Origin of the sequence: Nocardiopsis sp. NPDC006198 (genome assembly GCF_040613895.1) — a bacterium.
GTDB lineage: Bacteria > Actinomycetota > Actinomycetes > Streptosporangiales > Streptosporangiaceae > Nocardiopsis > Nocardiopsis tropica.
The window spans coordinates 132,875-145,312 of record NZ_JBEXSY010000007.1; the positions used below are offsets into that span (position 1 = coordinate 132,875).

General features: G+C 70.2%; 14 protein-coding genes and 1 pseudogene. 9 read left to right on the top strand and 6 right to left on the bottom strand.

The annotated features are described in order from the left end of the window. Positions 1 to 5 precede the first annotated feature (5 nt). Positions 6 to 1,310 carry a dihydrolipoamide acetyltransferase family protein gene (locus tag ABZ234_RS07490; protein WP_355011402.1) on the top strand — a complete coding sequence of 435 codons (1,305 nt, stop codon included), beginning with the start codon at positions 6 to 8 and terminating at the stop codon, positions 1,308 to 1,310. A 174-nt stretch (positions 1,311 to 1,484) separates the two neighbouring features. On the opposite strand, the gene ABZ234_RS07495 is transcribed toward ABZ234_RS07490, so the two are convergent. The 3 genes from ABZ234_RS07495 to ABZ234_RS07505 form a co-directional block, all read right to left on the bottom strand. After that, positions 1,485 to 1,754, bottom strand: a complete 270-nt coding sequence (locus ABZ234_RS07495) for a hypothetical protein (RefSeq protein ID WP_355011403.1) — start codon at positions 1,752 to 1,754, stop codon at positions 1,485 to 1,487. Positions 1,755 to 1,924: 170 nt separating this feature from the next. After that, complete coding sequence (locus tag ABZ234_RS07500; protein ID WP_355011404.1) at positions 1,925 to 2,398, bottom strand: ATP-binding protein; 474 nt, start codon at positions 2,396 to 2,398, stop codon at positions 1,925 to 1,927. Between the two features lie 93 nt (positions 2,399 to 2,491). After that, on the bottom strand, positions 2,492 to 3,376 hold the full coding sequence (locus ABZ234_RS07505; protein WP_355011405.1) for a helix-turn-helix transcriptional regulator: 885 nt from the start codon (positions 3,374 to 3,376) through the stop codon (positions 2,492 to 2,494). A gap of 184 nt (positions 3,377 to 3,560) precedes the next feature. On the opposite strand from ABZ234_RS07505, the gene ABZ234_RS07510 reads away from it, so the two are divergent. Both ABZ234_RS07510 and ABZ234_RS07515 read left to right on the top strand, forming a co-directional pair. Beyond that, entirely contained in the window at positions 3,561 to 4,442 is an 882-nt protein-coding gene (locus ABZ234_RS07510) for a helix-turn-helix transcriptional regulator (protein WP_330160008.1), read from the top strand. Between the two features lie 19 nt (positions 4,443 to 4,461). After that, positions 4,462 to 4,638 (top strand): DUF397 domain-containing protein, encoded by a 177-nt coding sequence (locus ABZ234_RS07515; RefSeq protein WP_355011406.1) that lies wholly within the window; start codon positions 4,462 to 4,464, stop codon positions 4,636 to 4,638. 356 nt (positions 4,639 to 4,994) lie between these two features. Here ABZ234_RS07515 and ABZ234_RS07520 read toward each other — a convergent pair whose 3' ends face one another. Next, complete coding sequence (locus ABZ234_RS07520; RefSeq protein WP_355011407.1) at positions 4,995 to 5,480, bottom strand: HIT family protein; 486 nt, start codon at positions 5,478 to 5,480, stop codon at positions 4,995 to 4,997. Next, on the bottom strand, positions 5,477 to 6,538 hold the full coding sequence (locus tag ABZ234_RS07525) for a ThiF family adenylyltransferase (RefSeq protein ID WP_355011408.1): 1,062 nt from the start codon (positions 6,536 to 6,538) through the stop codon (positions 5,477 to 5,479). The genes ABZ234_RS07520 and ABZ234_RS07525 overlap by 4 nt, the downstream gene beginning before the upstream one ends. A gap of 209 nt (positions 6,539 to 6,747) precedes the next feature. Here ABZ234_RS07525 and ABZ234_RS07530 point away from each other — a divergent pair, with 209 nt between their 5' ends. The 5 genes from ABZ234_RS07530 to ABZ234_RS07550 all read left to right on the top strand — a co-directional run bounded on the left by ABZ234_RS07530 (position 6,748) and on the right by ABZ234_RS07550 (position 10,425). Continuing rightward, entirely contained in the window at positions 6,748 to 6,948 is a 201-nt protein-coding gene (locus tag ABZ234_RS07530; protein ID WP_355011409.1) for a hypothetical protein, read from the top strand. A gap of 1 nt (position 6,949) precedes the next feature. Beyond that, positions 6,950 to 7,477 (top strand): DUF6879 family protein, encoded by a 528-nt coding sequence (locus tag ABZ234_RS07535; protein ID WP_355011410.1) that lies wholly within the window; start codon positions 6,950 to 6,952, stop codon positions 7,475 to 7,477. Further along, the gene (locus tag ABZ234_RS07540; protein WP_355011411.1) at positions 7,474 to 8,310 is read left to right on the top strand and encodes a helix-turn-helix transcriptional regulator; all 837 of its coding nucleotides are present in this window, start codon (positions 7,474 to 7,476) and stop codon (positions 8,308 to 8,310) included. The genes ABZ234_RS07535 and ABZ234_RS07540 overlap by 4 nt, the downstream gene beginning before the upstream one ends. Before the next feature lie 108 nt (positions 8,311 to 8,418). After that, positions 8,419 to 9,564: an rRNA adenine N-6-methyltransferase family protein gene (locus ABZ234_RS07545; protein WP_355011412.1), complete on the top strand. Its 1,146-nt coding sequence runs from the start codon at positions 8,419 to 8,421 to the stop codon at positions 9,562 to 9,564. Positions 9,565 to 9,642: 78 nt separating this feature from the next. Next, positions 9,643 to 10,425, top strand: a complete 783-nt coding sequence (locus ABZ234_RS07550; RefSeq protein WP_355011413.1) for a cupin domain-containing protein — start codon at positions 9,643 to 9,645, stop codon at positions 10,423 to 10,425. 468 nt (positions 10,426 to 10,893) lie between these two features. On the opposite strand, the pseudogene ABZ234_RS07555 reads toward ABZ234_RS07550, so the two are convergent. Further along, a pseudogene (locus tag ABZ234_RS07555) lies at positions 10,894 to 11,211 on the bottom strand (PLD nuclease N-terminal domain-containing protein); the annotation flags it as partial. 372 nt (positions 11,212 to 11,583) lie between these two features. Here ABZ234_RS07555 and ABZ234_RS07560 point away from each other — a divergent pair. Continuing rightward, positions 11,584 to 12,327: a GntR family transcriptional regulator gene (locus ABZ234_RS07560; protein ID WP_267950576.1), complete on the top strand. Its 744-nt coding sequence runs from the start codon at positions 11,584 to 11,586 to the stop codon at positions 12,325 to 12,327. The last annotated feature ends 111 nt before the right edge of the window (positions 12,328 to 12,438 follow it).

A 12,438-nucleotide genomic window follows, 5' to 3' on the forward strand; every position in this document is an offset into this window, starting at 1 on the left:
CAAGTATGAGCGAGATCCAGATGCCGCGCCTCTCCGACACCATGGAGGAAGGCGTCATCAGTACGTGGGTCAAGCAGGTGGGCGACAAGGTCGCCTCCGGTGACGTCCTGGTCGAGATCGAGACCGACAAGGCCGTCATGGAGTACGAGGCCTACGAGGACGGCTACCTGGTCAAGCAGTCCGTGTCCGAGGGCGACACGGTGCCGATCGGCGCCGTCATCGGCGTGATCGGCGACTCCCCCGACGCGGTGCCGGAGGACTCCGGCTCCGGCGGGTCCGAGCCCGCCGAGGAGGCCTCCGGCTCCGCCGGGGCGGAGGAGGGCGCCTCCGAGCCCGCCGAGGAGTCCGCTCCCGCCGAGGCCCCCGCCCCGTCGTCCGGCGGCGGCGAGGACGGTCCGCGTCCGCGCACGTCCCCCCTGGCCCGCAGGCTGGCCCGGGAGTACGGCCTGGACATCAACAGCATCCAGGGGTCGGGTCCCAAGGGCCGGATCGTGCGCGCCGACATCGAGGCCGCCGCCAAGGACGGGGCGGCACGCGAGCAGGCCCCCGCCGCGCCGGCCGCGCAGGAGTCGCGGCCCGCACCGGCCGCGGCCCCGTCCGCGCCGGCGTTCGACGACGGCCGCGCCTCCGAGGAGCTCAAGGTCAGCAACGTGCGCAAGGTGATCGCGCGCCGCCTGACCGAGAGCAAGCAGACGGTGCCGCACTTCTACCTGCGGCGCACGATCGACGCCGAGGCCCTCAAGGGCTTCCGCGGCCAGATCAACGAGCAGCTGGCGTCCACGGGCGCGAAGATCAGCTTCAACGACCTGATCGTCAAGGCGTGCGCGACGGCGCTCAAGCTGCACCCGTCCGTCAACACCTCGTGGGTCGACGACAAGCTGCTCCAGCACCACCGCATCAACGTCGGCGTGGCCGTCGCCGTGGACGCCGGGCTGGTCGTGCCGGTGCTGCACGACACCGACAAGGCGACGCTGTCGGAGATCTCCACGCGCACGCGCGAGCTGGCGGGCAAGGCCCGTGACGGCAAGCTGAAGCCGCAGGAGATGAGCGGCGGCACGTTCAGCGTGTCCAACCTGGGCATGTTCGGCGTGGACAGCTTCTCGGCGGTCATCAACCCGCCGGAGGCGGCGATCCTCGCGGTCGGCGCGATGCGCCAGGAGCCGGTGGTCGTGGACGGCGAGGTCGTCGTGCGCAACCGGATCTCCCTGGAGCTGTCGGTGGACCACCGCGCGGTGGACGGCGCGGTCGGCGCGGCCTTCCTGAAGGACCTCGCGGAGATCCTGGAAGAGCCGATGCGGATCATCCTGTAGCACCCGAAGTACCCGCAGCACCTGAACGCGGACGCCCCGGCCGAGGATCGGCCGGGGCGTCCGTCGTTCCCGGAAATGCCGCGCATCGGCGGGTTCGCAGGCTTTGTCCACAGCCTGTGGACAAAGCGGACCGGCAGGCAAGCGGGGAGGCGTGTGGCCGGCCGAGGGGACACGTCACCAGGGCGACATGGCGACGGCCTGGCCGAGGAGGGCGCCTCCCACCGCTGCGGCGCCGTAGGCCAGCGCCCGCCAGGTGAGCCGCCGGGTCCGTCGGGGTCGGGGCCGCCGGTGGCGCCCGCCCGCGGCGGACACCGGACCCTCCTCCGGGGCGTCCGGTCGGACCGGGGGCCGCTCCCGCTGGGCGCGTTGCTCCTCCGCCACCCTCATCCAGTGGGGCAGGGCTCCGTGTTCGAGCCGGTAGGCGACCCGTGGGTTGCCGCTCATCTGGTCGAGGAGCTGCTGTTCCCTGGTGGGCGGGGTGAGCTGAGCGTGCCTGGAAGTACGAGAGGAGCGGGAGGGACGAGAGTTGTGGGAGAGGTGGGAAGTGCGGGAGGGACGGTGCCCACGAGGCGTGTCGGGCACCGCACGCATGCGTGGGTCCATGGCGGTGGTCATCAGCTGCTCTCCCCGGTGGTGAACTCGGCCCACACGGCCGTGCCCAGGCCGGCGCAGAAGGGGAAGGGGACCACGGGGTAGGTGCCCCAGGCCCGGGACAGGGCCTCGACCAGGAGCAGGCCGCGTCCGCGTTCGGCGCTCGTCCACTCCTGTTCGGTGCGCTGCGCCGGGATCTTCGGGGAGGATTCCCGTGCCCCGTCGTCCACGACCACCAGGCGCAGCACGCCCGGTTCCGATACGGAGAGCGCTCGCAGCACCCGGCCGTCCGGTTCGGCTCCCGATCGGGTGTGCTCGACGGCGTTGGCGGCCATCTCGCTCACGCACAGTGAGACGGTCTCCACCAGGTCTTCGTCGAATCCGGCCAGGTCGGAGCGCAGGTCCGCGCGTACGGTGCTCATCTGCACGAGGGTTCCGGGGTAGATCCGCGCAGGCCACCGGTGTTCCGTGGGGATCGTGTGCGGCAGAATGGACATGTCGACAACTCGCTTTCTATGTGAACTCGGAATGCCTGTCGGCCTGCTCTGGGGGTGTTTGTCGCACCCGCCAGAGCTTTTTCGTGGTCGCCCTCAGGGGCGGGCGACCCGGTGTGCGGCGAGCGTTGCCAGAACCCCGCCGGCCTCTTCTCCGCTGGTGATCGCCTTGCGTTCCGCCGAGGGCCTGAGGGATTCGGCGATGTGGACCAGGAGGTCCAGGGAGTCGCCGCCCGGGAGTGCCGCGCCGCGCAGATCCTCGAACAGGTCGGAGAAGGCCCGGACCTCCTGGGGCGCGGAGACGAGCTGACCGTCCCCGCAGGGGGAGACCAGGTGGGCGACGGTGTACACCGGCCCCAGGGACAGGAGGCGGAACGGCCCCATCGGGCAGGGGTGTTCGGCCACGTCGGCCGGAACGACCTGGAGGCAGAGTCCGCCCGCCCTCATGGAACCGATGAGGCGGCCCAGCTGTTCGCGCATCACCTCGGACCCGCCCACCCGGGCCCGCACTGCGGCTTCGTTCACCACCACCCGCAGCGAAGCCGTGCTGTTCCAGCCGATCGACTGCCCCGGGGCCTGTCCCCGCGCACGGCCGAGCGCGGTCGCGTAGGCGTGGGTCTGAACCGTGGTCGGAAGGGCCCCGGGGTGGAACTCGCGCAGGGCGCTCACCGAGGAGTCGAGTTCGTGCGGTCGAGCCCCCGACGCCAGATGAGTGTTGAGCGTGGACCGGGCCCAGGCGTTGACCAGGCTGCCCTGCGCGTTGAGTTTGCGGTCCAGGTACTCGGCAAGATAGCGCGGGACGGCCGTGCCGCCCTCCTCCACCCGGCGGAGTTCGGAAGCCTCGCACACCTCCCGCATCGCCAGGTCGTTGAAGCTGAGCCCGGCCGCCTCCCGCAGTTCCCCCACCCGCCTCCCGAACCGCTTCCACTCCCCTTCCGAGTCGCCCCTCACCCCGTCTGCTCGACTACTGGAACTCCTCATGCGACATCACCTCTCGACGGTTCTGGTCAGCCACATCAACAGCTGGTCCGTGAGCTCCCCGCTCAAGACGACCTTCAAGAAGCCATCCCGGCGTTACACTCAGCAATCGTCTAACCACACCCATGATGCATAGCAAACTGCGATTTTGCAAGCCGTACGCAGCAAACTGCCTTAGAAATAGAGAATGACGAGCTACCATCGGCCCATGCGCCGTCCCTCTGCCCACAGCCCCAGCGTCCGTCGCCGCCGTCTTGCCGTCGAGCTGCGCAAGCTCCGTGAGCAGACGGGCCTCACCGGTGCCACCGCCGCCAAGAACCTCGGATGGCAGCACTCAAAAATCACGCGCATTGAACGCGCAGATCAGGGGATCACGCAGCCCGACCTGGCTACCCTCCTCGACCTCTACCAGGCCGGGGACCAGGCATACCGAGACGGGCTCATGCAGCTCGCGAAGGATGCGAAGCAGCGAGGCTGGTGGTCGGACTACCGGGATGTCTTCGGTTCCGGGGCACTGCCGGACTTCGAGGCTGAAGCATCGACCATCCGCACCTTCGAGGCTCAGGTCATCACCGGTCTCCTACAGACACCGAGTTACACCGAGGCCATCTTTCGCGGAGGTGCCGCGCATCCAGGTAACGTCGTCGAACGCCACGTACAAGCCCGGTTGGAACGCCAGAGGATCCTGGAAGGCGTGTACCCGGCCAAGCTCTACGCGATCATCGACGAAGGTGCGCTAAGGCGCGAAGTCGGCGGTGCTGAGGTCATGCGTGAACAACTTCAGCACCTCATCAACTCCGCGACCAGGCACAATGTGGACCTTCGGGTACTCCCCTTCTCCGCCGGAGCACACGCGGCGATGCTCGGCTCGTTCCTCATTCTCGACTTCGAGGACCCCCTGGACCAGTCACTCGCCTTCACCGAATCCGTCACAACTAGCCAGTTCCTGGAGGAACCCCACCAGATCGAACGGCACAATGAGGTGTACGGACACCTACAAGGGTCAGCGCTCCTGCCTGAGCCTTCGGTGGAGCTGATCGAGAATGTCATGCGTGACAACTACGCGTAGAAGGACATGAGTGATACCGATGATCGACATGGAGTTCCGTAAGTCCACGTACAGCGCCAATGCCCAGGCATGCGTGGAGGTCGCGACGCCAGCCAGTGCGGGCGCCGCGATACGCGACACCAAGCACAGAGACCTCGGTGCACTCAGCTTCCCCAGCCCTGAGTGGCAGGCCTTCCTCAGCACCGCCCGCATCTGACCGCCTCCCACACCCCGATCCCGCGCAACACCACCGATGCCCGGTAGGAGCCCCATCTCCACCGGGCATCACTTGTTCTCAACACTCATGTACTGACGACATGCGCATACTCTCGGACGCAATCTCAAGCAAGCACGTTGTCCTGAGCCTGGTCACCGGGCTTCCATGGGTTCGGGAGACCGCCGAGAACCCCGGGACGGACCACGGCCTCCCGCAACGCACCCACCACGCAAAGCGAGGAGGCCACCGTGAACGACGACGGCAACAACTGACCCCCGAGAAGCGACAGCGGGGCGGCCCCCTTCAGAGCCGCCCCGCACTTGTTCACCGAACCCCTGAGCCAACGGGCCCCGCGATCATCCGGCCGACCGCCTGATCCGTGCGGCGACCTCCGCCAGCCACCCGTCCTCGGCCCGCTCGTGGTCGTGTGAGGACAGATACCCCTCATACCGGTCGAAGTAGCCCGTGGCCGTCGACACCACCGCCCGCCACCCCTCACCCGCGTTGCCCGCCGTGCCGTGCATGGGGAAGAGCTTGGCGTGGGCGTGGTCCACCCCGTACCCCTCGTACATGATCCCGGTGCGCGCCACATCGGCGAACGCAGCGTCCAGCAGGCGCGCCACCTCCCGGGCCGCCAGGTGCAGCGCGGCGTACTCCTTCTCCTCCAGGTTCACCACGTAGCTGCTCCGGTGCGCCTTGGGGATCACCACCGAGAACCCCTCGGTGTTCGGAGAGGTCGACAGGAACGCCAGATGGTCGGCCTCCTCCCAGATCCGGTGCGCCGGGGCCCGCCCGGCGGCGATCCGGCAGAAGACACACCGCGCGTCGTGGTCGGTGCTCATCGGACTCCCTCCCGGACCGGAACGGCCTCGGCGCAGGTGGTGCAGGCCGGGTCGCGTTCCGCACCCTGCCCGTCGAGCGACAGGTCGTGCGACCACACGCCCATCCGCCGGTTCAAGGCCGCCGGGGCCCCGAAGCCGCCCAGATACCGCAGCACGTCCAGCGCGGCCAGGGACGAGGCGAGCATGTTCACCGGGCCGTTGGAGGGAGCCTGGTAGCGGCTGTTGATCCCGGTCACGAGCCGGGCCAGCCCGGGCTCGCCTTCCGGGGGACCCGCAGTGAGCGGTCGGCAGTCCCAACACCCGGTCGTCCCCGGGACCACCAGCGGCCCCCACACCGCGATGTCGTTGACGTAGCAGGCGTTCAACCACGGTGTTCCACTCCGGACACAGTGGGCGTTGACCACGCCCGTCAGCCCCGGGGAGTCGGCCGAGACCACGAACAGGTCACAGTCGGGCAGGTGTTCCAGGTCGTCCGTGTCCCCGACGCCGCGCACCACCGACAGCGCTCGACAGTCGCGGTTGCGCCGCCGCAGTTCCCGGGCGAGCACCTCTGTCTTGGGCAGTCCGACGTCGGCCTCGGTGAACAGGAACTGGCGGGTCAGGTTGCTCAGCTCCACGTGGTCGGCGTCCACCAGGACCAGTGCGCCGACCCCGGCGGTGGCCAGGACCGTTGCCACCAGGCTGCCGATGCCGCCGCACCCGAGCACCACCACCCGGGCGCGGGCCAGTCGGAGCTGGACCTGGACCGCGGCGGCACCGGAGAGTTCGTAGAACAGGGCGTGGCGGCTGTAGCGGTCGGCCGGGTCGTAGGCGTGCGCGGGGATCAGGTGGTTCCCGTCGTCGAGCAACCGCATCACCGCTTCGACCCGGTGCGCGTCCATCCCGCATGAGCCGCTCAGGAAGGACCGCGCCTGGGCCTGGGTACGTGCTTCGCGGAAGTGGTCGGCCAGTCGCAGCAGGGGTTCCCACAGCGCCCGGTCGTGGACCGGCCTCCGTATCGACCCGAACCCGAGGAACAGCGTCCCGTCCTGGAAACCGACACGGACATAGGGGGCCAAAACCCGAGTTTCATCCGGATGGGAGTCCACCGATCGCACAAGGTCTCCTTCATCGGTAGGGTCGGCGTACCGACGAACGTAATCCCGCGTTCGGGTCGTAGGAGCGGGAGTTGCTCGGAATTTCTCGCGCGGCGTCCGCAGCGCTCTGGCAGTCGCAGAGCCGAGTCGGTGAAACTGGGTTCCCATCCGTTCTTATCCAGGGAGCTCCCGTGAAACTCCACAAAATAGGCACGACTTCGCAGAACGGCGGATGTCCGACCCTGTACGAGACCGATACCGGCGACATCGTGGTTCAAGGCGACCGGCTGACGGATCCCGAAGCGCTTGAGCAGTTGCGCGACGTGCTGGAGGGTGAGGAGTTCGTCGTGGTTCCCCGATCCCTGCTGACCCGTTTCGCCCCCAAGGAGTGACGTGTCCGACCTGGTGTCCGGAGAAGCCTTCGACGACCTCTTCCGGCAGTACAGACACACCGCATGGCGGCTGGAGACCCGCACCTACTACGGCAAGCTCGACGAAGACCGCCCCTTTCAGGAATGGTTGACCGGCAAGGAACCCGACCTGGAATGGTTCACCCCGTGGCTGCGCATGGTGAGGGAGGAGACCGCCACCGGCAAGCGCATGGAACGGGTCCGGCTCATCGACGACCCGCCCTCGGACTACCTGCGCTGGGAGCTGTGGGGCACCCCCTACAACCTCGGTGCAGGGGAGGACATCCGCTACCTGCCCCGCACCCATCCGATCGTCGCGGAACTGCCCGACCACGATTTCTGGGTCTTCGACAGCCGCACCGTGGCCCGCCTGGCGTTCGACGGCGACCGGTTCCTGGGTGTGCACCTCAGCGAGGAGCCGTCCGAGGTCTTGACGGCTCTCCAGGCCCGCGACGCTGCCCGGCACCACGCGTTGCCCTTCACGGAGTACATGGCCACCCGCGCCCTATGACCGACTACCAGACCGCCCGCGCCTCCCTCGGCGTCCGCCTGCGCGAACTCCGGGAGGAGGCCGGGCTGTCCGGCCGGGAACTGGCCGTGCGTCTGGGCTGGCACCCCTCCAAGGTGTCGAAGCTGGAGCACGGCAAACAGACCGCCAGTCTGGAGGACCTTCGCTCCTGGGCGCGGGTGTGCGGACGTCCCGAGGCGGCGAAGGGGCTGTCGACGCAGTTGCGGTCGTTGGAGACCCACTACGCGAGCTGGCGCCGGCGACTCGCCGGGGGACACGAACCGCTCCAGCGCTCGTACTCTCCTCTGGACGCCGCGACCCGACATTTTCGCATCTTCGAAACCGCGTGCGTGCCCGGTCTCCTCCAGACACCGGACTACGCCGCGTACATGTTCCGCCGAGGAGCACGCCACCACTGCACCCCCGAGGACATCGACAAAGCGGTGCGGGCCCGCATGGACCGTCAGAACATCCTGGACGCCCCCGGCAAGCGGTTCGAGGTCCTGATCTGGGAACCGGCCCTGCACATCCGACTGGGACCGGACGCGGTCATGGCCGCTCAGCTGTCCCGCATCGTCTCGGAGATCACCCGGCGCCAGGCCGACATCGGCGTCATCCCCCTAGCGGCGAGCATGGACGTGGTCCCCGCCCACGGGTTCTGGATCTTCGACGAGAAGCAGGTCCTGGTGGAGACCATCGGCGCCGAATTGTCCCTGACCGAGGCCCTCGCAACGGAGCCTTACCGGCGCGCGTTCGCGGAACTCTCCGCCGCGGCCCTGCGCGGCCCCCGCGCCGCGCGACTCGTCCAGGACATCGGCCAGAACTTGCCGCCATGAGGTTGCGTATCGGCGCTGCCCCGACGGACCGAGGTCCGACCCTCGACAGACCTCGGAGAACACCTTGAGTGAACCGCACATCCTGCTCACCCGGGAAGGTATGAGGGAATGACCGACCTCGACCGGGCCCATGCCCTCCTGACGGATCGGCTGGACACCACCGACGAGATCCGGGCCGCCTTCGCGGCCTGCCCCCGCCACGAGTACGTTCCCGACGTGATCTGGCCCAGTGCGGTCGGGGCCGCGCTGGACCGGGCAGACGACCCGGACGGGTGGGCGGGTTCCGTCTACGCGGACGACTACGTCACCACGCAGATCAGCAACAGGGCCGCCGGCCCCGTGAACATCCCGACCTCGTCCTCCTCCGCGCCCCAGCTCATGGCGGACATGCTCCGGGCGGCCGAGATCAAACCGGGCATGCGTGTGGTGGAGATCGGCACAGGTACCGGGTGGAACGCCGCGATCCTCGCGTCCCTCGTCGGCCCCACGGGATCGGTGACGAGCGTGGAGATCGACCCCGACGTGGCCGCGCACGCCCGGAACCGCCTCAGGGGAACCGACGTGCGGGTGGTCACCGGCACCGCCCCGGGTGGGCCCGGGGTCTTCGACGCCCTCATCGCCACGTGCGCGGTCCGGCGGGTCCCCCTCGCATGGGTGGAACTGGTCGGTCGCGACGCGCGGCTGGTGATCCCCTGGGCGCCCTACCCCGAGGGCGGTCCCACGCCCGTCGTCGCGCTGCGCAGGACGGGATCCGCCACGGCCGTCGGCCCGCTGGTCCGTGACGCCGCGTTCATGCGCGACCGCAGACAGCGCGGAGCCCGGCAGAGGTTCCCGGGAAACGGTGAGGAGGCCACCGATCGAACGGTCTTCCCCGAGGGATCGAGGGACCTCCTCCGCAACGACCGGCTGACCCGGCTCGTACTCACCTGTCCGGGACTGCACATCGCCGTGGGAGGACGTCCCTGGGAGGGCGCCGCCGCGCCCGTCGTCGCCCTGGGAGAAGGCGACGACTGGACCCACATCTGGCCGGACGGTTCGGCCACGGGCAACGGCACGAGGGCTCTGACCGCGTTCACGAAGGCGTACACGATGTGGGAAGAGGCGGGGTGGCCCGGCCTGGTCTCCCTCACGTTGGAGGTGGACACGCGGAGCGGCGCCCACGCCCTCCGCTCCTTCCTGGGCACGTGGAAGCACCCGGGCCAGGTCCGAGTGCCGCCGAACCAATCGAGGAACCGGCGCGGGTCCTCCCGCTGATTCCCGGCGGGACCGGACGGAAGGGGCATCCGTTCAACGGCCCCCGCTGGCCGGCGCGGGCGGGGTACGGTCGGCCGCATGGCCCTCATCCTGCACCTGACAGAGCTGGAGCGCTGGACCTCCGGCGGGGACGTCGAGCCGGAGTCCCTGCGCGACCAGGGGTTCGTGCACGCCTCCCCGGACGAGCCGACGCTGCTCGCCGTGGCGAACGCGCTGTACTCCGACGCGGCCGGCCCCCTGGTCGCCCTCGTCGTGGACACGGACGCCGTCGCGGCCGAGGTCAGATGGGAGGCCGCCGACCCCGCCCCTCCGCCGGGGGTGGGCCCGGACGTGCTCTTCCCGCACGTCTACGGCCCCCTGCCGCGAGGCGCGGTGCGCGGGGTGCTCCACCTGCGACAGGACCCCTCCGGCAGCTACACCGCCGCGGAGGAGCGGTCGGCCACCGCCGAGCTCCTGGACCTGCTGCCGCACCCGGAGGGCGGCTGGTACCGGCCGACCTGGCGTGCCGGGACGCAGGTCCGGCCGGAGGGCCGCCCGGGGCCGCGGTCGACCGCCACGGGGATCACGTTCCTGCTGGGGCCCCGTGAGGAGTCGCGCTGGCACCGGCTGCGCTCCGAGGAGGTGTGGGCCTTCCACCGCGGCGGTCCGCTGTGGCTGGAGCTGGGCGGGCGCGGGGACTCCCCCGTGTCCGAGGGCGGCGCGGTGCTGGGCCCCGCGATCGAGCGGGGCGAGCACCTCCAGTTCGTGGTCCCCCGCGACACCTGGCAGACCGCCCGTCCGCTGTCGGAAGAGGAGGTCCTCGTCGGCTGCTTCGTGTCGCCGGGCTTCGACTTCGCCGACTTCGGGACCACCGGGGACTGACCGGCCGCCGTGGGGCGCCACCGGTCCGCGACCGCGCACGGGACCGCGCGGCCGGAGCAGCCGGGGAGGCCCCGCAGACATGCGGCGACCCCGGACGGGGGCCTCCCGTCCGGGGTCGCTCCGTGGCCCGGGGCCGCCTGGTCAGGCGTGTCCCATCTCCGGCTGGCTGTGGCCTATCGCGGGCCCGCCGTAGCCCATCCGGGGACGGCTCACACGCATGCCGAACCGCTCGTCGCCCGCCACGGGCCGGACCTCGCGCATGCCGATCCGGTCCTCGTCCGCCCCGGGCCGCGCCTCACGCGCCCCCGGCCGGCCCTCATGCGCCACGGCGAGGCTCTCACGCATGCTGAGGCGGTCGCCGCCAGCCCCGGGGCGCTCGTCGTCCTCCCCGAGCCGGTCCTCGTCCGTCCCGGGCCGGTCGTCGCCCGGGTGGGCCTGGGCACCGCCCGGTCCCCCGTTCCTGCCGTTGGCCACGTTGCTGTGCTGGCCGACGCTGGACGGAAGCGTGTGGCGCGCCCTCCCCTTGTCGATGCCGAGGAAGCGGTTGAGGTGCCCCTTCTTGCCGACGACGAACCAGGCGACGGCGCCGAACAGCGGGAACCAGAGGATGAAGATGATCCACAGGAGCTTGCCGCCCCCCGTGGTGTCGCCGTGGGCCAGTGCGGAGATCACGGCGGCGATCACCAGCACCAGCAGGAACAGGCCGATGAGCAGGAAGACCAGCCCGGTGATCCCGCTCATCCAGGCGACGGCGGTGTCCGTACTGTCAGCAAGGCTCGTGAACATGACTCCCCCAAGCATGACGTGATCATATTGTCACGCAGAGTAGTCTTTTGGGGTGCCCACTCCCGTGCATTTCGTGGTTTTCGGGCGTTTCCCGGCCTTGGGGTCCCGGTTCCGATTCTTCGGACCGCGCGCGACCGGACCGAAGACTTTCGATTAGCGCCCCCTACCAGGCCTTTTCACTGCTTTACTGGGAACCATGGGCGAGCTTCGGCGATCTTGCAGGTTCACTCCCCTCCTCCGAACCGGCGTCTGCACCGGAAACGGTGGCGGCACCGTCCCCCGCGACCACCAACTCGGGCGTACCGCCCCCATTTCGCGCAAGCACAGAGACACCCCGTCCACGGGAGGCCCCGCGTCCCGGGCCTCATGACCGTGGTGAGGCAACCGCGCTACCTGTGGCTGGCCGAGCAGCTTCGCGAGCCGATCCTGCGCGGGGAGATGCCGCCCGGCACACGTCTCCCCTCCAGGACCCGGCTGGCGCGCTCCTACCGGGTCAGCGAGCAGATCTCCCGTACCGCGCTCCGACTCCTGGTGACCGAGGGCCTCGTCGAGGCCAGGCCCGGCTCCGGGTACTTCGTACGCACGGTCCCCGAGCTCTTCCGGCTGTGCCGGACGGACTCCTCCTCCGGCTCCGGCCTGGGCAAACTCCGACGTGAGGACATCGGCACCGAGCAGGAGCCGTGCTCGGCCCCGCTGAGCTCGCGGCTCCGGCTGCGCGACGGGGAGCCCGTCTACCGCACCACCTCGCGCGGGCTGGCGTCGGAACTGCCCATCACACTGCACCAGTCGTGGGAACCGGCGTCGCTCACCGCCGGGACGCTGCGCACACCCTTCGACGCGGCGCCCGACATCGGCCTGCTCGACCGGCTCAGCGCCGCGGGCCACCCGGTCGACCGCGTGGTCGAGGAGGTGGGCGTGCGCTCCCTGCGCGACTCCGAGGCCTCACTGCTCGGATCGGCCCCCGGCATACCCGTGCTGGTGGTGGAGCGCACCCACTTCAGCGCCAACCGGCCCGTCGAGACCTCGGACCTCATCGGGACGGCCGAGCAGTGTCGACTCCTCTACAAACTGACACTGGCCCGGCCCCGCCGGCCCGGGGACCCGCGGCGCCGCTGAGGGGCGCACCGCCCCCGGTACCCCGGCGCCGGCCCGGACACGACGAAGGGCGGTGGGGGCGGCCGCCGCCCCGCGCGGGGGGGGCGCCGCCCCCGCGCGGACGCGCGCGGC

What these genes read in the sequence shown, in the direction of transcription:
- ABZ234_RS07490 (WP_355011402.1), top strand. Translation starts at nt 6, where the DNA reads ATGAGCGAGATCCAGATGCCGCGCCTCTCCGACACCATGGAGGAAGGC.
- ABZ234_RS07495 (WP_355011403.1), bottom strand. Translation starts at nt 1,754, where the DNA reads ATGAGCGGCAACCCACGGGTCGCCTACCGGCTCGAACACGGAGCCCTG.
- ABZ234_RS07500 (WP_355011404.1), bottom strand. Translation starts at nt 2,398, where the DNA reads ATGTCCATTCTGCCGCACACGATCCCCACGGAACACCGGTGGCCTGCG.
- ABZ234_RS07505 (WP_355011405.1), bottom strand. Translation starts at nt 3,376, where the DNA reads ATGAGGAGTTCCAGTAGTCGAGCAGACGGGGTGAGGGGCGACTCGGAA.
- ABZ234_RS07510 (WP_330160008.1), top strand. Translation starts at nt 3,561, where the DNA reads ATGACGAGCTACCATCGGCCCATGCGCCGTCCCTCTGCCCACAGCCCC.
- ABZ234_RS07515 (WP_355011406.1), top strand. Translation starts at nt 4,462, where the DNA reads ATGATCGACATGGAGTTCCGTAAGTCCACGTACAGCGCCAATGCCCAG.
- ABZ234_RS07520 (WP_355011407.1), bottom strand. Translation starts at nt 5,480, where the DNA reads ATGAGCACCGACCACGACGCGCGGTGTGTCTTCTGCCGGATCGCCGCC.
- ABZ234_RS07540 (WP_355011411.1), top strand. Translation starts at nt 7,474, where the DNA reads ATGACCGACTACCAGACCGCCCGCGCCTCCCTCGGCGTCCGCCTGCGC.
- ABZ234_RS07545 (WP_355011412.1), top strand. Translation starts at nt 8,419, where the DNA reads ATGACCGACCTCGACCGGGCCCATGCCCTCCTGACGGATCGGCTGGAC.
- ABZ234_RS07550 (WP_355011413.1), top strand. Translation starts at nt 9,643, where the DNA reads ATGGCCCTCATCCTGCACCTGACAGAGCTGGAGCGCTGGACCTCCGGC.